This is a genomic window from Oleisolibacter albus (genome assembly GCF_003336875.1).
In the GTDB taxonomy this organism is placed as follows: domain Bacteria; phylum Pseudomonadota; class Alphaproteobacteria; order Azospirillales; family Azospirillaceae; genus Niveispirillum; species Niveispirillum album.
On record NZ_QGNJ01000008.1, the window covers coordinates 221,048 to 239,535 of the forward strand.

General features: G+C 65.7%; 33 protein-coding genes. 2 read left to right on the forward strand and 31 right to left on the reverse strand.

Annotation, left to right across the window (positions count from 1 at the left end; genetic code table 11):
- Positions 1 to 75: 75 nt before the first annotated feature.
- The 3 genes from DK368_RS13060 to DK368_RS13070 all read right to left on the reverse strand — a co-directional run bounded on the left by DK368_RS13060 (position 76) and on the right by DK368_RS13070 (position 2,437).
- Positions 76 to 510, reverse strand: coding sequence for a DUF1842 domain-containing protein (locus DK368_RS13060; protein ID WP_162306022.1), 435 nt, complete (start codon positions 508 to 510; stop codon positions 76 to 78).
- Between the two features lie 221 nt (positions 511 to 731).
- Entirely contained in the window at positions 732 to 2,147 is a 1,416-nt protein-coding gene (locus DK368_RS13065) for a DegQ family serine endoprotease (RefSeq protein ID WP_114394394.1), read from the reverse strand.
- Positions 2,148 to 2,194: 47 nt separating this feature from the next.
- Entirely contained in the window at positions 2,195 to 2,437 is a 243-nt protein-coding gene (locus tag DK368_RS13070) for a hypothetical protein (RefSeq protein WP_114394395.1), read from the reverse strand.
- Positions 2,438 to 2,600: 163 nt separating this feature from the next.
- Between DK368_RS13070 and DK368_RS13075 the strand changes: the two genes are divergently transcribed.
- Complete coding sequence (locus DK368_RS13075; protein ID WP_114394396.1) at positions 2,601 to 2,795, forward strand: phage holin family protein; 195 nt, start codon at positions 2,601 to 2,603, stop codon at positions 2,793 to 2,795.
- A gap of 83 nt (positions 2,796 to 2,878) precedes the next feature.
- On the opposite strand, the gene rplQ is transcribed toward DK368_RS13075, so the two are convergent.
- The 4 genes from rplQ to rpsM form a co-directional block, all read right to left on the reverse strand.
- Positions 2,879 to 3,304 carry a 50S ribosomal protein L17 gene (rplQ, locus tag DK368_RS13080; RefSeq protein ID WP_114394397.1) on the reverse strand — a complete coding sequence of 142 codons (426 nt, stop codon included), beginning with the start codon at positions 3,302 to 3,304 and terminating at the stop codon, positions 2,879 to 2,881.
- A 167-nt stretch (positions 3,305 to 3,471) separates the two neighbouring features.
- Positions 3,472 to 4,488 (reverse strand): DNA-directed RNA polymerase subunit alpha, encoded by a 1,017-nt coding sequence (locus DK368_RS13085; protein WP_114394398.1) that lies wholly within the window; start codon positions 4,486 to 4,488, stop codon positions 3,472 to 3,474.
- Between the two features lie 181 nt (positions 4,489 to 4,669).
- A complete protein-coding gene (gene rpsK, locus DK368_RS13090) occupies positions 4,670 to 5,068 on the reverse strand; it encodes a 30S ribosomal protein S11 (RefSeq protein WP_114394399.1) in 399 nt (132 codons plus the stop codon).
- Positions 5,069 to 5,083: 15 nt separating this feature from the next.
- The gene (gene rpsM, locus DK368_RS13095) at positions 5,084 to 5,452 is read right to left on the reverse strand and encodes a 30S ribosomal protein S13 (protein ID WP_114394400.1); all 369 of its coding nucleotides are present in this window, start codon (positions 5,450 to 5,452) and stop codon (positions 5,084 to 5,086) included.
- 466 nt (positions 5,453 to 5,918) lie between these two features.
- Between rpsM and DK368_RS13100 the strand changes: the two genes are divergently transcribed.
- On the forward strand, positions 5,919 to 6,827 hold the full coding sequence (locus tag DK368_RS13100) for a hypothetical protein (protein WP_155524573.1): 909 nt from the start codon (positions 5,919 to 5,921) through the stop codon (positions 6,825 to 6,827).
- Here the strand turns inward: DK368_RS13100 and DK368_RS13105 are convergent.
- From DK368_RS13105 to DK368_RS13220, 24 genes are all read right to left on the reverse strand, one after another.
- A complete protein-coding gene (locus tag DK368_RS13105; RefSeq protein ID WP_114394402.1) occupies positions 6,740 to 7,384 on the reverse strand; it encodes an adenylate kinase in 645 nt (214 codons plus the stop codon). The genes DK368_RS13100 and DK368_RS13105 overlap by 88 nt on opposite strands.
- Entirely contained in the window at positions 7,381 to 8,724 is a 1,344-nt protein-coding gene (secY, locus tag DK368_RS13110; RefSeq protein WP_114394403.1) for a preprotein translocase subunit SecY, read from the reverse strand. The genes DK368_RS13105 and secY overlap by 4 nt, the downstream gene beginning before the upstream one ends.
- A gap of 128 nt (positions 8,725 to 8,852) precedes the next feature.
- A complete protein-coding gene (gene rplO, locus DK368_RS13115; protein WP_114394404.1) occupies positions 8,853 to 9,335 on the reverse strand; it encodes a 50S ribosomal protein L15 in 483 nt (160 codons plus the stop codon).
- A 35-nt stretch (positions 9,336 to 9,370) separates the two neighbouring features.
- The gene (gene rpmD / locus DK368_RS13120) at positions 9,371 to 9,562 is read right to left on the reverse strand and encodes a 50S ribosomal protein L30 (RefSeq protein ID WP_114394405.1); all 192 of its coding nucleotides are present in this window, start codon (positions 9,560 to 9,562) and stop codon (positions 9,371 to 9,373) included.
- On the reverse strand, positions 9,562 to 10,194 hold the full coding sequence (gene rpsE / locus DK368_RS13125; protein WP_114394406.1) for a 30S ribosomal protein S5: 633 nt from the start codon (positions 10,192 to 10,194) through the stop codon (positions 9,562 to 9,564). The genes rpmD and rpsE overlap by 1 nt, the downstream gene beginning before the upstream one ends.
- A 12-nt stretch (positions 10,195 to 10,206) precedes the next feature.
- Positions 10,207 to 10,569: a 50S ribosomal protein L18 gene (gene rplR, locus DK368_RS13130; RefSeq protein ID WP_114394407.1), complete on the reverse strand. Its 363-nt coding sequence runs from the start codon at positions 10,567 to 10,569 to the stop codon at positions 10,207 to 10,209.
- Between the two features lie 11 nt (positions 10,570 to 10,580).
- The gene (rplF, locus tag DK368_RS13135; protein WP_114394408.1) at positions 10,581 to 11,114 is read right to left on the reverse strand and encodes a 50S ribosomal protein L6; all 534 of its coding nucleotides are present in this window, start codon (positions 11,112 to 11,114) and stop codon (positions 10,581 to 10,583) included.
- A gap of 11 nt (positions 11,115 to 11,125) precedes the next feature.
- Positions 11,126 to 11,524: a 30S ribosomal protein S8 gene (rpsH, locus tag DK368_RS13140; protein ID WP_114394409.1), complete on the reverse strand. Its 399-nt coding sequence runs from the start codon at positions 11,522 to 11,524 to the stop codon at positions 11,126 to 11,128.
- A 13-nt stretch (positions 11,525 to 11,537) separates the two neighbouring features.
- Positions 11,538 to 11,843: a 30S ribosomal protein S14 gene (gene rpsN, locus DK368_RS13145; protein WP_114394410.1), complete on the reverse strand. Its 306-nt coding sequence runs from the start codon at positions 11,841 to 11,843 to the stop codon at positions 11,538 to 11,540.
- Between the two features lie 18 nt (positions 11,844 to 11,861).
- Positions 11,862 to 12,404 (reverse strand): 50S ribosomal protein L5, encoded by a 543-nt coding sequence (gene rplE / locus DK368_RS13150; RefSeq protein WP_114394411.1) that lies wholly within the window; start codon positions 12,402 to 12,404, stop codon positions 11,862 to 11,864.
- An 8-nt stretch (positions 12,405 to 12,412) separates the two neighbouring features.
- Positions 12,413 to 12,733 carry a 50S ribosomal protein L24 gene (gene rplX / locus DK368_RS13155; RefSeq protein ID WP_240002486.1) on the reverse strand — a complete coding sequence of 107 codons (321 nt, stop codon included), beginning with the start codon at positions 12,731 to 12,733 and terminating at the stop codon, positions 12,413 to 12,415.
- Entirely contained in the window at positions 12,730 to 13,098 is a 369-nt protein-coding gene (gene rplN / locus DK368_RS13160; RefSeq protein ID WP_114394413.1) for a 50S ribosomal protein L14, read from the reverse strand. The genes rplX and rplN overlap by 4 nt, the downstream gene beginning before the upstream one ends.
- A 12-nt stretch (positions 13,099 to 13,110) precedes the next feature.
- Positions 13,111 to 13,365, reverse strand: coding sequence for a 30S ribosomal protein S17 (gene rpsQ, locus DK368_RS13165; protein WP_114394414.1), 255 nt, complete (start codon positions 13,363 to 13,365; stop codon positions 13,111 to 13,113).
- Positions 13,366 to 13,381: 16 nt separating this feature from the next.
- A complete protein-coding gene (gene rpmC, locus DK368_RS13170) occupies positions 13,382 to 13,588 on the reverse strand; it encodes a 50S ribosomal protein L29 (RefSeq protein WP_114394415.1) in 207 nt (68 codons plus the stop codon).
- On the reverse strand, positions 13,585 to 14,010 hold the full coding sequence (rplP, locus tag DK368_RS13175) for a 50S ribosomal protein L16 (protein ID WP_114394416.1): 426 nt from the start codon (positions 14,008 to 14,010) through the stop codon (positions 13,585 to 13,587). The genes rpmC and rplP overlap by 4 nt, the downstream gene beginning before the upstream one ends.
- A gap of 39 nt (positions 14,011 to 14,049) precedes the next feature.
- Positions 14,050 to 14,727 (reverse strand): 30S ribosomal protein S3, encoded by a 678-nt coding sequence (rpsC, locus tag DK368_RS13180; protein ID WP_114394417.1) that lies wholly within the window; start codon positions 14,725 to 14,727, stop codon positions 14,050 to 14,052.
- Positions 14,727 to 15,125, reverse strand: coding sequence for a 50S ribosomal protein L22 (rplV, locus tag DK368_RS13185; protein ID WP_114394418.1), 399 nt, complete (start codon positions 15,123 to 15,125; stop codon positions 14,727 to 14,729). The genes rpsC and rplV overlap by 1 nt, the downstream gene beginning before the upstream one ends.
- A gap of 2 nt (positions 15,126 to 15,127) precedes the next feature.
- The gene (rpsS, locus tag DK368_RS13190; RefSeq protein WP_075771883.1) at positions 15,128 to 15,406 is read right to left on the reverse strand and encodes a 30S ribosomal protein S19; all 279 of its coding nucleotides are present in this window, start codon (positions 15,404 to 15,406) and stop codon (positions 15,128 to 15,130) included.
- A gap of 12 nt (positions 15,407 to 15,418) precedes the next feature.
- Complete coding sequence (gene rplB / locus DK368_RS13195) at positions 15,419 to 16,246, reverse strand: 50S ribosomal protein L2 (RefSeq protein ID WP_114394419.1); 828 nt, start codon at positions 16,244 to 16,246, stop codon at positions 15,419 to 15,421.
- A 10-nt stretch (positions 16,247 to 16,256) separates the two neighbouring features.
- Positions 16,257 to 16,574, reverse strand: a complete 318-nt coding sequence (locus DK368_RS13200; RefSeq protein WP_114394420.1) for a 50S ribosomal protein L23 — start codon at positions 16,572 to 16,574, stop codon at positions 16,257 to 16,259.
- Positions 16,571 to 17,191, reverse strand: a complete 621-nt coding sequence (gene rplD, locus DK368_RS13205; RefSeq protein WP_114394421.1) for a 50S ribosomal protein L4 — start codon at positions 17,189 to 17,191, stop codon at positions 16,571 to 16,573. Before rplD ends, DK368_RS13200 begins: the two co-directional genes overlap by 4 nt.
- Positions 17,192 to 17,196: 5 nt before the next feature.
- The gene (rplC, locus tag DK368_RS13210) at positions 17,197 to 17,904 is read right to left on the reverse strand and encodes a 50S ribosomal protein L3 (RefSeq protein WP_114394422.1); all 708 of its coding nucleotides are present in this window, start codon (positions 17,902 to 17,904) and stop codon (positions 17,197 to 17,199) included.
- 59 nt (positions 17,905 to 17,963) lie between these two features.
- Positions 17,964 to 18,272, reverse strand: a complete 309-nt coding sequence (gene rpsJ / locus DK368_RS13215) for a 30S ribosomal protein S10 (protein ID WP_012565932.1) — start codon at positions 18,270 to 18,272, stop codon at positions 17,964 to 17,966.
- A gap of 90 nt (positions 18,273 to 18,362) precedes the next feature.
- Positions 18,363 to 18,488, reverse strand: a 126-nt coding sequence (locus tag DK368_RS13220) for an EF-Tu C-terminal domain-related protein (protein ID WP_476703851.1), incomplete at its 5' end; no start/stop codon positions are given.

Consider the following 18,488-nt stretch of genomic DNA (forward strand, 5'->3'; position numbering starts at 1 on the left):
CCCGTGCCGCCTCCCTGAAAAAACGGCGCGCATCCCCAGGGGGTGCGCGCCGTTCCCGTCAGAGGGCGGACCGGATCAGGCCTGGCTGATCGGCTGCTCGATGGCGTGCCAGTTGCCGCTGGCGTCCAGATATTGATAGTGGGCCATGCCGGAGCTGTAATCGGTGGCCATCACGATCATGGCCCGGAAGTTCGGCTCCAGCGCCGGCCCGACACCGCCGTGGGCCGGCCACTGGATGCTGGGATAGCCCGTCAGGTCGATGCGGATGGCCGACTTGGCCGGCGGCATCACCGTTTCATAGATCAGCGGGCCGGACACGGACGACTGGCAGACCACCGGATCGGCCAGGGCCTGGGTCACGATGGCGTGACCGGTGACCTTCTGGCCCGGCGTATAGACAGACAGGGTCAGGGCCAGCGTCGGCGCCCCCGGCATCGCCGCCTGGGTGCGCAGTTGCAGCAGGAAAAGGCCGGCAGCCTGGGTGCCGGTCTGGGCATTGACAGCAACCATTGGTGTTCTCCTTCCCATAGTGCGGCGCACGGATGCTCCCGGGCGCCGGTCACCGGCGTTGTCTCGCCGGTTCTCTCTGGATCCTATCCTTTCGATAGAACCCATTGGGTGTAGGAATCCACCTTTTTTCTATTTATTCAACATCTATATCGCACCGACTGCGGCGTTGTCGCCGCACCCGGCCGCGGCGGGCCGGCGCGGCGCCGGCGGCATTGTTCCGCTCAGCCGCCGATGGTGGTGGTCAATGTCTGGTCGCCACGGCGAACGCTCAGCGTCCAGCGCCGCACCGACTGGCGCAGGGCCCCTTGCAGATCATCGACCGTGCGCACCGTCACCTCGTTGAGGCGCAGCACGATATCGCCCGGACGCAGCCCGACCGCACCGGCGGGACTGCCCCGCTCCACCTCCAGCACGACGACGCCGCTGTCGGCGTCGGTAATGCCGGTCTCCTCCGCCAGGGCCGGATTGATGTTGGCGACCTCGGCCCCGGCCAGGGGCTGCCGCCCGGTCAGCTTGGTCTGCTGCCGCGGCGGGTCCTCCGGCGGCGCGATCAGGTGCAGCGACACCTGCTGCTCCCGCCCCTGGCGCAGGATGGTCAGGGCCGCCGCCTGCCCCACCGGCAGGGTGGCGACGCGATAGCGCATGGAATCGGGATCGTCCACGGCCCGACCGTTGATGGCCGTGACCACGTCGCCCACCTTCAGCCCGGCCTTGGCCGCCGGTCCCCCGGCCCGGACCTGGTTGATCAGCACGCCGGCCGGTCGCGGCAGCCCCATGCTGGCCGCCAGATCGGCTGTCACCGCCTGCCCACCGGCACCGATCCAGGGCCGGACCAGCTTGCCGCCCTTGGCCACGGCATCGACCACGGTGCGCACCATGTTGGCGGGAATGGCGAACCCGATGCCGATGGAGCCGCCGGAGCGGCTGTAGATGGCGGTGTTGATGCCCACCAGCCGTCCGTCCATGCCGATCAGGGCGCCGCCGGAATTGCCGGGATTGATGGCGGCATCGGTCTGGATGAAGAAATTATAGTCGGAGATGCCCACGGCCGTGCGCGCCACGGCCGAGACGATGCCGCTGGTCACGGTCTGGCCGACACCGAAGGGGTTGCCGATGGCCAGCACCAGATCCCCGACCTCCAGGTCGTCGCTGTCATGCAGGGCCAGGGTCGGCAGCCGTTCCGCCCCCGGATCGATGCGCAGAACGGCCAGATCCACCTTCTCGTCCAGCTTCACCAGCTTGGCCGGGAACTCGCGCCGGTCGGCCAGCACCACGGTGATCTCGTCGCTGCCGTTGATGACATGGGCATTGGTGACGATCAGCCCGTCCGCCTCCAGGATCACACCGGAGCCCAGTGACGATTCCACCCGCTCCCGCGGGATGCCGGCGAAGGCATCACCGAAGAAGCGGCGGAACATCGGGTCTTCCAGCAGGGGGGAAAGGCGCTGCTGCACCCGGCGCTTGGTGTAGATGTTCACCACGGCCGGCGCCGCCTGTTTCACCAGCGGCGCGAAGCTGAGACTGATCTGTTCCCGGCCCTCCGGCACCTGGCGCGTCTGCGCCAGGGCGGTCAGCGGCATCGACAGGGCAAGGGCCAGGAACCCGGCGAGAGCCGGGCGCAACAGGGTTCGGGTCATGGCGGAACTCTGGTCACGGCAGGCGGACGGGACAGGCGGGGCGGCGGTCAGCAGCGGCGCAGGCAGCTCTGCAGTTCATTCTGGCAGGTGGCGCCCATGCCATAGGAGGTGTTGCCCGTCTGGGCCGAGCGCTGGTCGCCGCAGACCGAATTGTCGCGGTTGCACTGGGCGATGCAGGCACTGTGGGAATCCAGCTTGCCGTCCCGCGCCTCGCGCTGGGCGGGGAGACTCATACAGCCGGACAGCAGCAGCGCGGAGGCGGAGAGGGCGGCCAGGAGGAGGCGTGTCATGAAAAACCTCGGGTCGGGAACATGCCGCCATCCTAGGCCCCCGTCACCGACTTGCAACGGGCATCTCGTGCGGATCGCCCCCGCCCACCCGGATGGATGGAACCCCGCCGCCGCCACGCCTGTTCGAACGGCACCGTCCGCGCGGCAGAGGAGCAGCATCGCCATGACCGAAACCGGGTCATCCGACTGGATCTATTTCATCGCCGTCTTCGGCGGCTTCGTGGTGCTGGGCATTGTCATCGCCGTCGCCATGCTGCGCAACCGCAAGGCCCCGGAGACGGTGCCCCGCCCCACGGTGGAACCGGTGCGCCAGGACCAGCGTCCGTTGCATGCACGGGGCGACAAGCCCGTGCCCTGAGCGCTCGTCCCCCCAAAAGAAAACCGCGCCCGCGGCGGCTGCCGGGGCGCGGTTTCCAGATCGGGTCCGGTACGGACGACGGATCAGGCCTGGGCCTCGTCCGCCTCGTCCTGCACCTCGACCGGGCCGCTGTCCTGGCCCTTGGCGGCCACGTCGCGGTCAACCAGTTCGATCACGCCCATCGGGGCGGCATCGCCATAGCGGAAGCCGGCCTTCAGCACGCGGGTATAGCCGCCCTGACGGTCCTTGTAGCGCTCGGCGATCACGGTGAAGAGTTTCTCCACCATGGCGTTGTCGCGCAGCTCGGCATAGGCCAGGCGGCGGTTGGCCAGGCCACCCTTCTTGCCCAGGGTGATCAGACGCTCGACGATCGGGCGCAGATCCTTGGCCTTGGGCAGGGTCGTCTTGATCTGCTCATGCTTGATCAGGGCGTTGGCCATGTTGGAGAACATGGCCAGGCGGTGGGTGGTGGTCTTGCTGAACTTGCGACCGGAAACTCCGTGACGCATGGTCCGTCTCCTTCAGATGTGGCGCCGCGGGGCGGGGCCGATGGTGATCCCCGTGCGCCCTGACCCGCGATCGGGCCGGTACGCCGGGGCCGGGCGGAATGCCCGGGGTACGCACTGCAAAACCCGCCGGACGCGGTGACGGCGTCCGGCGGTCGGGATCACAAGGCTCAGTACGGCTCTTCCAGACGCTTGGCCAGTTCCTCGATGTTCTCGGGCGGCCAGTTCGGGATTTCCATGCCGAGGTGCAGACCCATCTGGGCCAGCACTTCCTTGATCTCGTTCAGCGACTTGCGGCCGAAGTTCGGGGTACGGAGCATCTCCGCCTCGGTCTTCTGCACCAGATCGCCGATATAGACGATGTTGTCGTTCTTCAGGCAGTTGGCCGAGCGGACAGAAAGCTCCAGCTCGTCCACCTTGCGCAGCAGGTTCTTGTTGAAGGGGATCTCTTCCGCCTTCGACTCCGAGACCGCGGCCTGCGGCTCCTCGAAGTTGATGAACATCTGCAGCTGGTCCTGCAGGATGCGGGCGGCGATGGCCACCCCATCCTCCGGCGTCAGGGCGCCGTTGGTCTCCACCGTCAGCGACAGCTTGTCATAGTCCGTGGTCTGGCCGACGCGGGTGTTCTCCACCTTGTAGGCGACCTTGCGGACCGGGCTGTAGATGGCGTCGATGGGGATCAGGCCGATCGGCGCATCCTCGGGACGGTTCATCGACGCCGGGACATAGCCCTTCCCGCTGTGCACGGTCAGTTCCATGTTCAGCTTGGCGCCAGCGTCCAGGGTGCAGATGAAATGCTCGGGGTCCAGGACCTCGATATCGGCACCGGTCTCGATCATGCCGGCAACGACGTTGCACGGCCCCTCGGCGCGCAGACGCATGCGGCGCGGACCTTCCGCCCCCATCTTCAGCGCCATCGCCTTGATGTTCAGGACGATGTCGGTGACATCCTCGCGCACGCCGGGGATGGAGGAGAATTCATGCAGCACGCCGTCGATCTGGATCGACGTGACCGCAGCGCCCTGCAGCGAGGACAGCAGCACGCGACGCAGGGCGTTGCCCAGCGTCAGGCCGAAGCCACGCTCCAGCGGACCGGCGACGATGGTCGCCTCACGCTTCGGGTCATGACCGGGAGTGATGTCGAGCTTGCTCGGCTTTTCGAGAGCCTGCCAGTTCTTCTGGATCACGGGGACAACCTCACGCCATCAGGGGGAAACCACCCGATCCCAGCCGGTCCTCCATTCGCCGTCGCCTCTATGAACAGGGCAGCACCAAATGGAAGACCCGCCGCCCCCATGCTTGGCCGGCCGCGATGGCTGGCGGCCGGCTGTCCCGGGGCGGCGGGGCTGTGATCCGGTAACCGGTGGATCAGACGCGACGCTTCTTCGGCGGGCGAACGCCGTTGTGCGGAATCGGCGTCACGTCACGGATCGAGGTGATCTGGAAGCCGATCGACTGCAGAGCGCGCAGCGCCGACTCACGGCCCGAACCCGGACCCTTCACCTCGACCTCGAGGGTCTTCATGCCGTGCTCCTGGGCCTTGCGGCCGGCATCCTCGGCAGCGACCTGGGCGGCATAGGGGGTGGACTTACGCGACCCCTTGAAGCCCATGGTGCCCGACGAAGACCAGGCAATGGTGTTGCCCTGGGCATCGGTGATGGTGATCATGGTGTTGTTGAAGCTGGCGTTCACATGCGCGACGCCGGCGGTGATGTTCTTGCGCTCGCGACGACGGAGGCGAGCGGCGGAAGCAGCGGGCTTGGCCATGGTCCGAGGGTCCCCTTACTTCTTCTTGCCGGCGATCGGCTTGGCCGGACCCTTGCGGGTACGCGCATTGGTGTGGGTGCGCTGACCGCGAACCGGCAGGTTCTTGCGGTGACGCAGACCACGATAGCAGGCCATGTCCATCAGGCGCTTAATGTTCATCGCCACTTCGCGGCGGAGGTCACCCTCCACGCGGTAGTCGGCGTCGATCACTTCGCGGATGCGCAGGACTTCGTCGTCGGTCAGCTGGTGGACGCGACGGTCGGTGGGGATGCCCACCTTCGCGCAGATGTCCTTGGCGAACTTCGGCCCGATGCCGTGAATGTACTGAAGGGCGATCTCCACCCGCTTCGCGGTGGGGATATTGACGCCAGCGATACGCGCCACGCGTTCTCTCCTCGTTGCGTGCCGCCCCCGGATCATCCGGAGACAGCGATCTTCGTCCACGCCCCGCCTGCGACACCGCCCCTGTGGCGGGGGCCGGGCGCATCGGGACATCTCATCCGAAGAAACCCCGGGACGACCGGGATTCCCAAGCACAGCATGTCCGCTCCCGTCCCCCGCGCGGATCGACCGGTACGGGTGGGCTGCGGACATACAGATCAATCCCGAGGAATCATCCACAGGACCGAAGGAGCGGGAGTATAGGCAGGCATGGTCCGGAGTCAAGAACAATGGCGGGTTGCCATGGCGCCCTTCCGGAACGGCGCCGGCCGCTGTGCGGACCTTGAAATCCGATGCCGTTTCCGGAATCGGCCAGCATTTCCCCGGAACCGGCAAGACGCCGGACCGGCCCGGTTGCCAACTGGCTCCACCGCATCGACCCCGGTGCCCGTTGCTTCAGGCGTGCTGAATGCCATCTTCATCCGGAATTCCCCGGCTTGTCCATACCGGCATCCTGGCTGGTCTGCTCCTGTTCCCCATGACCGCCCGGGCCGGCGGAGCGGAGGCCCTGCCCGACTGGTCCGGCCCCGTCCTGGCCCTCCGGGAGGACGGCTGGAGCGCCAGCATCGACCTGCTCGGCCCGCGGGGGGATTTCGGCGAACAGTTCCGCGATATCGATCTCTATGGCCTGACCCTGGGCCGGTCGTGGCAGTTCGGCTACGGGCTGGAATTGCGGGCGCTGGCCTCCGGCGTGGTTGCCCGTGACGAGCGCAGCGAGCCCTTCTCCCCCACCCCGCCCCTGCACAGCGATGCGGAGGGCCTCGCCTTTGGCGGCGGGTTGCGTCAATACCTGCTGGATTGGCAGGGCCTTCACCTGTTCGCTGAGGGGTCTGTCCAGTTCCTCTGGACCATGGGCACCCCCTTCCCGGCCGGGGGCAGCGGCGTCAATGGCCTCGTCCGCTGGGGGGGCGGCGCGGGCTATGATCTCGGTCCGGGGCTGCGGCTGGAGATGAGCTACCAGCGTGCCCACATCTCCAATGGCGGCGGCATCGTCGCCTCCAATCCGGCCTGGAAGGGACCCAGCGCCCCCACGAGGCTCCGGGGCCGCGCCCGCCACAGGCCCCAGCCAAGCACCATCAGGATGCCGATGGCCGCCCCGCGCAGGATCGGATCCACTGCCAGCATCGCGCTCCGGCCCCCGCCCAGGCCCCCGCCCAGGCTATTGTGCCGCCCGCAGGAAAAAGGCCGGTCTCATCGACCGGCCTTTTCATTGCTCCAGGCCCCCCGGACTCAGCCGAGAACCGCCTCGATCTGCTGCGCCACCTCGTCGATGTCGGCCATGCCGTCCACCGTCTTCAACACGCCGCGCGCCGCGTAGTAGGGCAGGATCGGCGCGGTCTGCTTGTGGTAGGCGACCAGACGCTTGCTGACAGTTTCGGCATTGTCGTCGGCGCGCCGCGTGAATTCGTGGCTGCCGCAGACATCGCAGGTGCCGTCCACCGCCGGCCGCTTGAAGCGGTCATGATAGCCGGCGCCACACTTGGCGCAGGTGAAGCGCCCGACGATGCGCTCGGTCAGGGCGGCGTCATCCACCTGCATCTCGATGACGTGATCGAGCTTCAGGCCCTTCTCGGACAGCATCGTATCCAGCGCTTCGGCCTGCACCACTGTGCGGGGGAACCCGTCCAGGATGAAGCCCTGCTTGCAGTCCGGCTGGTCGATGCGGTTGGAGATCATCTCCACCATGACGTCGTCCGGGACCAGTTGGCCGGCCTTCATGATGGCGTCGGCCCGCTGGCCCAGCGGCGAACCGCTCTTGACCAGCGCGCGCAGCATGTCGCCGGTGGACAGCTGGATCAGTCCCCGCGTCTTTTCCAGACGCTGGGCCTGGGTTCCTTTGCCAGCCCCCGGCGGCCCCAACAGAATCAAATTCATCCACGTCTCCCGCGCAGCTTGGCCTTCTTGATAAGGCCTTCGTACTGATGCGCCAAGAGGTGCGAGTGGATCTGCGCCACTGTGTCCATGGTCACGGTCACCATGATCAGCAGGCTGGTGCCACCAAAGTAGAACAGCGCACCATAACGGGCGATCAGCAATTCCGGCAGCAGGCAGACCACCGTCAGATAGGCGGCGCCGATCACGGTCAGGCGGGTCAGAACATAGTCGAGATAGTCGGAGGTGTTCTTGCCCGGGCGGATGCCGGGGATGAACCCGCCATACTTCTTCAGATTCTCGGCCGTCTCCGTCGGGTTGAAGACGATCGCGGTGTAGAAGAAGCAGAAGAAGATGATCAGGGCCGCATAGAGCAGCATGTACAGCGGCGTGCCATGGGCCACATGGGTGGTGAGGGCGGTCAGCCAGCCCGGCCCCTGTCCGCCGGCGAAGCCCACGGCCGTCAGCGGCAGCAGCAGCAGCGAGCTGGCGAAGATCGGCGGGATCACGCCCGAGGTATTGAGCTTCAGCGGCAGATGCGAGGACTCGCCGCCATACTGGCGGTTGCCCATCTGTCGCTTGGGATATTGGACGATCAGGCGGCGCTGGGCGCGCTCGAAGAAGACGATGCCCATGATCACGACCACGGCCATCACCAGCAGCAACAGGATGAACCAGCCGCTCATGGCGCCGGTGCGTCCCAGTTCCAGCAGATGGGCGAAGGCCCGCGGGAACGCCGCCACGATGCCGGCGAAGATGATCAGGGAAATGCCGTTGCCCACGCCGCGTGAGGTGATCTGCTCGCCCAGCCACATCAGGAACATGGTGCCACCGACCATGGTGATGACGGTGCTGATGCGGAAGAACCAGCCGGGGTGGATCACCACCTGTCCCCCTTGGGCATTCATGCCCTCAAGCCCCACGGCCAGCCCGTAGGACTGCACCAGGGCGAGAGCGACCGTCAGGTAACGGGTGTACTGGTTCAGGCGCTTGCGGCCGGACTCGCCTTCCTTCTTCAGCGTCTCCAGCGACGGCGCCACGGCGGTCATCAGCTGGATGATGATGGAGGCGGAGATGTACGGCATGATGTTGAGCGCGAAGATGCTCATGCGCTCGACGGCGCCGCCGGCGAACATGTTGAACATGCCCAGGATGCCGCCGGACTGATTCGCGAAGATGTTCGCGAAGGCCGCGCCATTGATGCCGGGGAGCGGGATGTAGGTTCCCAGCCGATACACGATCAGCGCCCCCAGCGTGAACCAGAGACGCTTCTTGAGTTCCGTGGCCTTGGCGAAGGCCCCGAAATTGATATTAGCGGCAAGCTGCTCGGCGGCGGATGCCATGGATGCGTATCCTCGTCGCCCCTTGGGCGTCCCTGCGAAACGGCGCTATGGCCGCCATTCTGATGGTGGCCGCCATTATAAGGGTCGGCCGGCGCCTGAAAACAAGCACCGGCCGGGAACCACCTGACTTACTCGGCCGGGGTTTCGGCCGTGGCGAGGACGGTGACCTTGCCGCCCGCCTTCTCCACCGCGGCCACGGCCGTGGCGGAGGCACCGGCGACCTCGAAGGTCAGCGCGGTGGTGATCTCACCCTTGTTCAGCAGGCGCACGCCATCGCGGGCCTGGCGGACCAGACCGGCATTGACCAGCACCTCGGCGGTGATGACCTCGGCGATGCCCAGACGGCCGTCTTCGACAGCCTTCTGCACGGCACCGACATTGATCACCGCATAGTCCTTGGCGAACGGGGCATTGGAGAAACCGCGCTTCGGCAGGCGGCGATGCAACGGCATCTGACCACCCTCGAAACCACGGATCGACACGCCCGTGCGGGACTTCTGACCCTTCACACCACGGCCACCGGTCTTGCCCTTGCCGGAGCCGATGCCGCGACCAATGCGCATCCGCTTCTTGCGGGCGCCCTGGTTTTCACGGATCTCGTTGAGCTTCATGGTTCGTATCCTTCAAGCCGTATCGGAGAGGCCTCTTACGAGGCCTCCTCGACGCGCACGAGGTGCTGCACCTTGGCAATCATGCCACGCACGGCCGGAGTATCCTCCAGTTCGCGCGTCCGGTGCAGCTTGTTGAGACCCAGGCCGATCAGCGTGGCCCGCTGGTCGGACTTGCGCCCGATCGGGCTGCCGGTCTGGGTGACGATGACGGTGTTCTTCTCGGCCATCACGCAGCCTCCTTCCCTTCGCCCGCGGTCTCCCGCTTGCCCAGGATGTCGCTCACGCGGCGGCCGCGGCGGGCGGCAACGGCGCGCGGGCTGACGCACTTCTGCAGCGCGTCAAAGGTCGCCTTGATCATGTTGTGCGGGTTCGAGGTGCCGACCGACTTGGTCACCACATCGGCCACGCCCAGGGCCTCGAAGATGGCGCGCATCGGACCGCCGGCGATGATGCCGGTACCGGCCGGGGCGGCACGCAGAACCACGCGGCCGGCACCGAAGTGACCGTCCACATCGTGGTGCAGGGTGCGGCCCTCGCGCAGGGGCACGCGGATCATCGACCGCTTGGCCTGATCCGTGGCCTTGCGGATGGCCTCCGGCACCTCGCGGGCCTTGCCGGCACCGACGCCGACGCGGCCCTTCGCGTCACCGACGACAACCAGGGCGGCGAAGCCGAAGCGACGGCCACCCTTCACCACCTTGGCGACGCGGTTGATGCCGACGAGCTTCTCGACGAGGTCATCACCCTCGCGTTCTTCCCGCCGGTCGCCGCGCTCACCGCCACCGCGACGCTCGCCGCGGTCCCGGTTGCGCCGCTCGTTCTCGCCGCCTGCGGCGTCCCTCTCATTACGTGGAGCCATGGTTCGCACTCCTTAGAACTGCAGGCCGGCTTCGCGCGCGGCGTCGGCCAGGGCCTTGACCCGGCCGTGGAACAGATACTGACCGCGATCGAACACCACTTCGGTGACACCCTTGGCGGTGGCGCGTTCGGCAATCAGCTTGCCGACGGCCTTGGCCGCCTCGATGTCGGCCCCGGTCTTCAGGGTCTCGCGCAGATCCTTGTCAAGCGTCGAAGCGGCCACAAGGGTGTGGCCGGCAACGTCGTCGATGATCTGGGCGTAGATGTGCTGGGAGGAGCGGAAGACGGACAGACGGACACGACCGCCGCCGAACTTCCGGATCCTGGTACGAACGCGCTGCTTGCGGCGCGCGTTGAGATCCTTCTGCTTGCTCATGGTCGTTCGCCTTATTTCTTCTTGCCTTCCTTGCGGACGATCGTCTCGTTCTCGTACTTCACGCCCTTGCCCTTATAGGGCTCGGGGCCGCGGTACGCACGGATCTCGGCCGCCACCTGACCCACCTGCTGCTTGTCGGCACCCGACACGCTGATCGCAGTGGGCTTCTCGCATTTGATCGAGATGCCCTGAGGGATCGGGTATTTCACATCATGGCTGAAGCCCAGGTTCAGGATCAGATCCGTCCCCTGCACCATGGCCTTGTAGCCGACGCCGTTGATTTCAAGGTTCTTGGTGAACCCCTTCTCAACGCCGGCGACCAGGTTGGCGATATTGGTACGCGCCGTGGCCCAGTTCTGGCGGGCGCGCTTGGTCTCGTTGCGCGGGGCAACGGCGACCTTGCCGTCCTCGAGCTTGGCCTCGATCTCGTCGATCAAGGTCAGGCTGAGCTGGCCCAGCTTGCCCTTGGCGGTGACGGTCTGGCCGGCGACCTGTACGGTCACCCCGGCCGGGACCGGCACCGGATGCTTTCCGATACGCGACATGGCCGAGCTCCTTAGAACACCTTGCAGAGAACCTCGCCGCCGACGTTGGCAGCGCGGGCCTCCACATCCGACATGACGCCACGGGGCGTCGACAGGATCGCGATGCCGAGGCCGTTGTAGACGCGCGGCAGGTCAGCGATCTTCGAGTAGATCCGGCGGCCCGGCTTGGAGACGCGGTGGATCTCCTTAATGACCGGTTCACCCTCGTGGTACTTGAGCTCGATGCGCAGGTTGCGCACACCCGGCTTCACGTCTTCGACGTTGTAGCCGCGGATGTAACCCTCACGCTTCAAAACCTCCAGCACATTGGTGCGGAGCTTGGAGGCCGGGCTCACGACCACCGACATACGGGCTTTCTGACCGTTACGGATACGGGTCAGCATATCGCCCAGGGGATCGCTCAGGTTCATTACCCGACCCTCCTTACCAGCTGGACTTGGTCATGCCGGGGATCTGGCCATTGGAGGCCAGGTCACGCAGCGTGACGCGAGAGAGACGGAACTTGCGATAGTAGGCGCGCGGACGGCCCGTCATTTCGCACCGGTTGCGGATGCGGACCTTGCTGCCGTTGCGGGGCATCTGGGCCAGCTTCAGCACCGCGGCGAACCGCTCTTCCGGGGCGACGTCGCGGTTCTTCACCAACGCCTTCAGCGCGGCGCGCTTTTCGGCCTGCTGGGCCGTCATGCGCGTGCGGCGCTTGTTCTTCTCGATGGAGCTTTTCTTAGCCATGGGTCAGTTCCCCGCCACTCATCCGACGAACGGCATGTCGAAGGCCTTCAGGAGGGACTTGGCCTCCTTGTCGGTCTTCGCCGTGGTCACGATGATGATGTCCATGCCCCGGATGTCTTCGATCTTGTCGTAGTCGATCTCGGGGAAGATGATCTGCTCTTTAAGACCCATGGCGTAGTTGCCACGGCCGTCGAAGCTGTTGCCCGGGATGCCGCGGAAGTCGCGGACACGCGGCAGGGCAATGGTCACCAGACGGTCGAGGAACTCGTACATGCGGTCGCGGCGCAGGGTCACCTTGCAGCCGATCGGCATGCCTTCACGCAGCTTGAACTGCGCGATGGACTTGCGGGCCTTGGTCACCACGGGCTTCTGACCGGTGATGGCGGCCATTTCGGCGACGGCAGCGTTGATCTTCTTGCTGTCGCCGGCGGCCTCACCGACACCCATGTTGATGACGATCTTCTCGAGGCGCGGCACTTCCATGTCGTTGGCGTAGTTGAACTCCGCCTTCAACTTGGTGCGCACGACCTTCTCGTAATGCTCTTTCAGTCGGGCAGACATGGCGCGCCTCACAGATCGATGACTTCGCCGGACGCCTTGGCGACGCGGACCTTGCGGCCATCGTCCAGCGTCTTGAACCCAACGCGGGTCGGCTTGTTGGTCTTCGGATCGACGTGCGCCACGTTCGACACATGCAGCGCCGCCTCGATCTCGACGATACCGCCCTGCTGGGTCGGGGTCTGACGCTGGTGCTTCTTCACCAGGTTGACGCCCCGCACCTTCACGCGGTTCTCGGTCGGCAGAACCTCAATGACCTCGCCCGTCTTGCCCTTGTCCTTGCCGGCAATGACGGCGACGCGGTCACCCTTGCGGATCTTCGCAGCCATCAGAGCACCTCCGGCGCCAGCGAAATGATCTTCATGAACTTCTTGGCGCGCAGCTCGCGGGTCACCGGCCCGAAGATACGGGTACCGATGGGCTCGCCCTGCTTGTTGATCAGGACGGCGGCGTTGCGATCGAAGCGGATGACGGAGCCGTCTTCGCGACGGATCTCCTTGGCGGTGCGAACGATGACGGCGCGCTGCACGTCACCCTTCTTCACGCGGCCACGCGGAATCGCCTCTTTGACCGAGACGACGATGACGTCGCCAATGGTCGCGAAACGACGGCCGGCGCCGCCCAGCACCTTGATGCACTGCACCCGGCGCGCGCCGCTGTTGTCCGCGACCTCCAGGTTGGTTTGCATCTGGATCATGGGATGCCTTCCTTATTCAGCGGATGCCGCCGGAGCGGCTTCGGAAACGACAGTCCACCGCTTCCGCTTCGAGATCGGACGGCACTCTTCGATCTGGACGGTATCGCCGATCTTGTGTGCGTTGAGCTCGTCGTGGGCAGCGTACTTCTTCGACTGCTTGATGAACTTCTTATACACCGGGTGCATGACGCGGCGCTCGACAAGGACGACAACAGTCTTGTCGCCCTTGTCGGACACCACCGTGCCCTGCAGAACGCGACGGGGCATCTTACTCTCCCCTCACTCAGGCGGACGTCGCGAGCGAAGCCCGCGCGCCCAGGATTGTCTTGATGCGGGCGATGTCGCGACGCACCACACGGACCCGCGCCGTGTTCTCCAGCTGGCCGGAGGCCTTCTGGAAACGCAGGTTGAACTGTTCCTTCTTGAGCTGGAGGAGCTGCTCGTTCAGCTCCTCGGCGCTCTTCTCGCGAAGGTCGGTAGCCTTCGTCATGCCTCACCCCCTTCACCCAGACGGGTGACGAAACGCGTCTTGATCGGCAGCTTGGCTGCCGCGAGCTCAAAGGCCCGCTTGGCGAGATCGGCCGGCACGCCGTCGACCTCGAACATGATACGACCCGGATGCACGCGGGCCGCCCAGTACTCCGGAGACCCCTTACCGGAACCCATGCGGACTTCGGCGGGCTTGGTGGAGACGGGAACGTCCGGGAAAATCCGGATCCAGACGCGCCCCTGACGCTTCAGGTGGCGGGTGATCGCGCGACGCGCGGCCTCGATCTGGCGGGCGGTGATGCGCATGGGCTCCACCGCCTTCAGGCCGAAGGCACCGAAATTCAGCGCAGTACCGCCCTTGGCGGTGCCGTGGATACGGCCCTTGTGCGCCTTCCGGTACTTGGTTCGCTTCGGACTCAGCATGGCTATCTGCCTTTCATATCCCTGCTAGTATCCGGCGGCTCAACGGGCCGGCGCCTGATCCGCGGCGCGCTTGTCCTGCGCCATCGGATCGTGGGCCAGGATCTCGCCCTTGAACACCCACACCTTGACACCGCAGGTGCCGTAGGTGGTCTTGGCCGTGCCGACGCCGTAATCGATGTCCGCGCGCAGCGTATGCAGCGGCACGCGGCCTTCACGGTACCATTCCAGGCGGGCGATCTCCGCCCCGCCCAGACGGCCGGAGCAGTTGATACGAATGCCCTGGGCGCCCAGACGCATGGCCGACTGCACCGCGCGCTTCATGGCGCGGCGGAAGGCCACGCGGCGCTCCAGCTGGCTGGCGATGTTCTCGGCGATCAGACGCGCGTCCAGCTCCGGCTTGCGGATCTCGACGATGTTCAGATTCACCTCGCCACCGGCCATGCGGCTCAGCTCGGAGCGCAGCTTCTCGATGTCCGCGCCCTTCTTGCCGATCACAACACCCGGACGGGCGGTGTGAATGGTGACGCGGGCCTTCTTGGCCGGACGCTCAATGACCACGCGGCTGACGCCGGCAGCCTGCAGGCGGCCCTGCAGGTACTTGCGCAGCTTCAGGTCCTTGTGGAGCAGGTCGGCGTAATCCTTGTCCGCGAACCAGCGGCTGTCCCAGGTGCGGTTGATGCCGAGCCGCAGCCCGATGGGATTGATTTTCTGACCCATTACTCAGCGGCCCCCTCGGCCTTCTCCTCGGCGCGCTCGCGCACGATCACGGTCAGGTTGCTGAACGACTTCTCGACGCGGGCGCCGCGGCCGCGGGCGCGGGCGTGGAACCGCTTCATCACCAGGGCCTTGCCGACGGTCGCGTGCGAAACGACCAGACGGTCAACGTCCAGCTGATGGTTGTTCTCGGCGTTCGCGATCGCGGACTGCAGCACCTTCTTCACCTCACCGGCAATACGGCGGCGGGAGAATGTGAGCATGGCGAGGGCTTCACCAGCGGTCTTTCCGCGGATCAGCTGCGCAACCAGGTTAAGCTTGCGCGGGCTCGTGCGGATCATTCCGCCGAACGCCTTGGCCTCACTCTCGCTGAGGCGCCGCTCTGCAGCAGGCTTTCCCATGATTACTTCCTCTTCGCCTTCTTGTCGGCCGCATGGCCGTAGAATGTCCGCGTCGGGGAGAACTCGCCGAACTTGTGACCGATCATGTTCTCGGTCACCAGCACCGGCAGGAACTTCTGGCCATTGTACACGCCAAAGGTCAGACCGACGAACTGGGGCAGAATGGTCGAGCGACGGGACCAGATCTTGATGATCTCGTTGCGCCCGGAAGCACGGGCCTTGTCTGCCTTCTTCAACAGGTAGCCGTCAACGAACGGCCCCTTCCACACGGAACGGGTCACGGCTCCGCCTCCTTACTTAGCGCGACGACGGATAATGAGCTTATCCGTGGCCTTGTTCTGACGCGTCTTCTTGCCCTTCGTCGGCTTGCCCCAAGGGGTCACCGGATGACGGCCACCGGACGTACGGCCCTCACCACCACCATGCGGGTGGTCGATCGGGTTCATGGCGACACCGCGGACCGCCGGACGGCGACCCAGCCAGCGGTTACGGCCGGCCTTGGCGATGACCAAGTTGGACTCGTCGGGGTTCGACACCGCGCCGATGGTGGCCATGCACTCGCCGCGCACGACGCGCAGCTCGCCGGACGGCAGCTTCAGCTGGGCATAGCCCTGGTCGCGGCCGACCAGCTGAACATAGCTGCCGGCGGCGCGGGCCAGCTGACCGCCCTTGCCAACCTTGAGCTCCACATTGTGCACGATGGTGCCAACGGGGATGTTCTTCAGCGGCATGGCGTTGCCGGGCTTCACGTCGACCTTCTCGCCGGCGACGACCACGTCGCCCGCCTTCAGGCGCTGCGGCGCGAGGATGTAGGACAGGGTCCCGTCCTCGTACTTCACCAGCGCGATGAAGCCGGTCCGGTTCGGATCGTACTCCAGACGCTCGACCGTGGCGGTCATGTCCAGCTTGCCGCGACGCTTGAAGTCGACCAGGCGGTAGGTCCGCTTGTGGCCGCCACCCATGCGGCGGGCGGTGATGCGACCGGTGTTGTTGCGACCGCCGGAGCCCGTCAGGCCCTCGGTCAGCATCTTCACCGGCTTGCCCTTGTGCAGTTCCGAGCGATCGACCAGAACGAGCTGGCGGAGGCTCGGCGTAATGGGACGGAATGTCTTCAGTGCCATTGTCCTACCCTCACACGCCCGTCGTGACGTCGATGCTGCTGCCCTCGGCCAGGGTCACCACAGCCTTCTTGTAGTCAGAACGGCGGCCGACGGTGCCGCGGAAGCGCTTCGTCTTGCCCTTGACCACAACGGTGTTGACGGCCTTGACGCTGACCTTGAACAGGCCCTCGACCGCCGCCTTGATCTCGGGCTTCTTCGCATCCAGACGCACCTTGAAGGTGACCTGGTTGTGCTCGGAGCCCATGGTGGACTTCTCGGTGATGACCGGCGCCACGATCACGTCGTACATGCGCTCGGCCGAGATCGTCGGCTTCTTCGTCGTGCTCATTTCAGACGAGCCTCCAGCTGCTCGACCGCGTTGCGGGTGAGGACGAGGGTGTCCGCCCGCAGGATGTCGTACACGTTGGCGCCCTGTTCCGGCAGCACGTCGATGTGCGGGATGTTCCCGGCGGCAAGAACGAAGTTCTTGTCCAGGTTCGCACCGTCGATGATCAGAGCGGAGTTCAGCCCGATCGTCTGCAGCTGGGCGAACAGCGCCTTGGTCTTGTGCGTGTCGGCCTTGGCGGCCTCCAGCACGATCAGCTTGCCTTCCGCCGCCTTGACCGACAGGGCGGTCTTCAGGGCCAGCTTGCGGACCTTCTTGGTCAGATCGTGCTCGTGGGAGCGGACGACCGGCCCGAAGATGCGCGCGCCGCCGCGGAACTGCGGCGAACGGACGGAGCCCTGACGGGCACGACCGGTGCCCTTCTGGCGCCACGGCTTCTTCGTGGTGCCGGAGATCTCGGAGATCCCCTTCGTCTTGTGGGTGCCGGCGCGGCGCTTGGCCAGCTGCCACAGCACCATGCGGGTCAGGATGTCCTGGCGCGCGGGCAGGCCGAAGACCTCTTCGGAGAGATCGATCTCGCCGACCGTCTCATTGTTCAGATTGATGACGTTCGTCTTCATGATGCTCAGCCCTCCTGCGCCGCAGGAGCCTCAGCGACCGGGGTACGGAACGAACCCGGGAACGGGACGCCCTCCGGCAGCTTCTTCTTCACCGCGTCCTTGACGAGGACCCAGGCGCCCTCGTGACCGGGAACGGCACCCTTGACCAGGATCAGACCGCGCTCGGCATCGACCGACACGACCTTCAGGTTCTGGACGGTGACCGTATCGACACCCAGGTGACCGGGCATCTTCTTGTTCTTGAAGGTCTTACCCGGGTCCTGGCGGCCACCGGTCGAACCGATGGAGCGATGGGACACCGACACGCCGTGGGTGGCGCGCAGGCCACCGAAATTCCAGCGCTTCATACCGCCGGCGTAGCCCTTACCGATGGTCGTGCCCTGGACGTCCACGAACTGGCCCGCGATGAAGTGGTCGGCGGTGATCTCGGCACCGACCTCGATCAGGTTCTGCGGATCAACGCGGAACTCGACCAGCTTCTTCTTCGGCTCGACCTTCGCCTTGGCGAACATCTCGCGCTGGGCCTTGGCGACGTTCTTCACCTTCGCCTTGCCCGAGCCGAGCTGCAGCGCGGTGTAACCGTCGCGCTCTTCGGTCTTGTGGGCCACAACCTGGACACCGTCCAGTTTCAGCACAGTCACCGGCACGCTCTCACCCTCGCCCGTGAAGACGCGGGTCATGCCAAGCTTCTGCGCGATCAATCCGGATCGCATTCTTCTTTTCTCCTCATTCGGGACATCCTCGGAGGGAGAGGTCCCGTACTCACTCACACTTAGATCTTGATCTCGACGTCGACGCCGGCGGCCAGGTCGAGCTTCATCAGGGCGTCAACGGTCTGCGGCGTCGGATCGACGATGTCCAGCAGACGCTTGTGCGTCCGGATTTCGAACTGCTCGCGCGACTTCTTGTCGATGTGCGGGCTGCGGTTGACCGTAAACTTCTCGATCTGGGTCGGAAGCGGGATCGGACCGCGCACGCGGGCCCCGGTCCGCTTGGCAGTGTTGACGATCTCGCTGGTGCTCTGATCGAGCACGCGATGATCGAACGCCTTCAGGCGGATCCGGATATTCTGGCTTTCCATGTGCTTAACCCCGAAAAGGCGGCTTTATACCCAAGAGACGGGCCGGCCCCAAGCGAATTGAGGCCGGCCTGCCCACAAACCTGATACGCGTTACTGGACGATCTTGGAGACGACGCCGGCGCCGACGGTGCGGCCGCCTTCGCGGATGGCGAAGCGCAGGCCCTCATCCATGGCGATCGGGGCGATGAGCTGGACGCCCAGGCGGATGTTGTCGCC

Bases quoted from the DNA above. Each gene is read 5' to 3' on its own strand.
- rplE (WP_114394411.1), bottom strand. From the start codon at position 12,404: ATGTCTGCCCGACTGAAAGAGCATTACGAGAAGGTCGTGCGCACCAAG.
- DK368_RS13065 (WP_114394394.1), bottom strand. From the start codon at position 2,147: ATGACCCGAACCCTGTTGCGCCCGGCTCTCGCCGGGTTCCTGGCCCTT.
- rplR (WP_114394407.1), bottom strand. From the start codon at position 10,569: ATGAGCAAGCAGAAGGATCTCAACGCGCGCCGCAAGCAGCGCGTTCGT.
- rpsK (WP_114394399.1), bottom strand. From the start codon at position 5,068: ATGGCCAAGCCCGCTGCTTCCGCCGCTCGCCTCCGTCGTCGCGAGCGC.
- rplC (WP_114394422.1), bottom strand. From the start codon at position 17,904: ATGCGATCCGGATTGATCGCGCAGAAGCTTGGCATGACCCGCGTCTTC.
- rpsE (WP_114394406.1), bottom strand. From the start codon at position 10,194: ATGGCTCCACGTAATGAGAGGGACGCCGCAGGCGGCGAGAACGAGCGG.
- rplQ (WP_114394397.1), bottom strand. From the start codon at position 3,304: ATGCGTCACGGAGTTTCCGGTCGCAAGTTCAGCAAGACCACCACCCAC.
- rplP (WP_114394416.1), bottom strand. From the start codon at position 14,010: ATGCTGAGTCCGAAGCGAACCAAGTACCGGAAGGCGCACAAGGGCCGT.
- rplD (WP_114394421.1), bottom strand. From the start codon at position 17,191: ATGAAGACGAACGTCATCAATCTGAACAATGAGACGGTCGGCGAGATC.
- rplN (WP_114394413.1), bottom strand. From the start codon at position 13,098: ATGATCCAGATGCAAACCAACCTGGAGGTCGCGGACAACAGCGGCGCG.
- DK368_RS13100 (WP_155524573.1), top strand. From the start codon at position 5,919: ATGCCATCTTCATCCGGAATTCCCCGGCTTGTCCATACCGGCATCCTG.
- DK368_RS13075 (WP_114394396.1), top strand. From the start codon at position 2,601: ATGACCGAAACCGGGTCATCCGACTGGATCTATTTCATCGCCGTCTTC.
- DK368_RS13060 (WP_162306022.1), bottom strand. From the start codon at position 510: ATGGTTGCTGTCAATGCCCAGACCGGCACCCAGGCTGCCGGCCTTTTC.
- rplV (WP_114394418.1), bottom strand. From the start codon at position 15,125: ATGGGAAAGCCTGCTGCAGAGCGGCGCCTCAGCGAGAGTGAGGCCAAG.
- DK368_RS13070 (WP_114394395.1), bottom strand. From the start codon at position 2,437: ATGACACGCCTCCTCCTGGCCGCCCTCTCCGCCTCCGCGCTGCTGCTG.
- secY (WP_114394403.1), bottom strand. From the start codon at position 8,724: ATGGCATCCGCCGCCGAGCAGCTTGCCGCTAATATCAATTTCGGGGCC.
- rplB (WP_114394419.1), bottom strand. From the start codon at position 16,246: ATGGCACTGAAGACATTCCGTCCCATTACGCCGAGCCTCCGCCAGCTC.
- rpsN (WP_114394410.1), bottom strand. From the start codon at position 11,843: ATGGCTAAGAAAAGCTCCATCGAGAAGAACAAGCGCCGCACGCGCATG.
- rpsQ (WP_114394414.1), bottom strand. From the start codon at position 13,365: ATGCCCCGTCGCGTTCTGCAGGGCACGGTGGTGTCCGACAAGGGCGAC.
- rpmC (WP_114394415.1), bottom strand. From the start codon at position 13,588: ATGACGAAGGCTACCGACCTTCGCGAGAAGAGCGCCGAGGAGCTGAAC.
- DK368_RS13200 (WP_114394420.1), bottom strand. From the start codon at position 16,574: ATGAGCACGACGAAGAAGCCGACGATCTCGGCCGAGCGCATGTACGAC.
- rpsH (WP_114394409.1), bottom strand. From the start codon at position 11,524: ATGAACCTGAGCGATCCCCTGGGCGATATGCTGACCCGTATCCGTAAC.
- rpsC (WP_114394417.1), bottom strand. From the start codon at position 14,727: ATGGGTCAGAAAATCAATCCCATCGGGCTGCGGCTCGGCATCAACCGC.
- rpsJ (WP_012565932.1), bottom strand. From the start codon at position 18,272: ATGGAAAGCCAGAATATCCGGATCCGCCTGAAGGCGTTCGATCATCGC.
- rplO (WP_114394404.1), bottom strand. From the start codon at position 9,335: ATGAAGCTCAACGAGATCCGTGAAAACCAGGGCGCCCGCAAGAAGCGG.
- DK368_RS13105 (WP_114394402.1), bottom strand. From the start codon at position 7,384: ATGAATTTGATTCTGTTGGGGCCGCCGGGGGCTGGCAAAGGAACCCAG.
- rpmD (WP_114394405.1), bottom strand. From the start codon at position 9,562: ATGGCCGAGAAGAACACCGTCATCGTCACCCAGACCGGCAGCCCGATC.
- rplF (WP_114394408.1), bottom strand. From the start codon at position 11,114: ATGTCGCGTATCGGAAAGCATCCGGTGCCGGTCCCGGCCGGGGTGACC.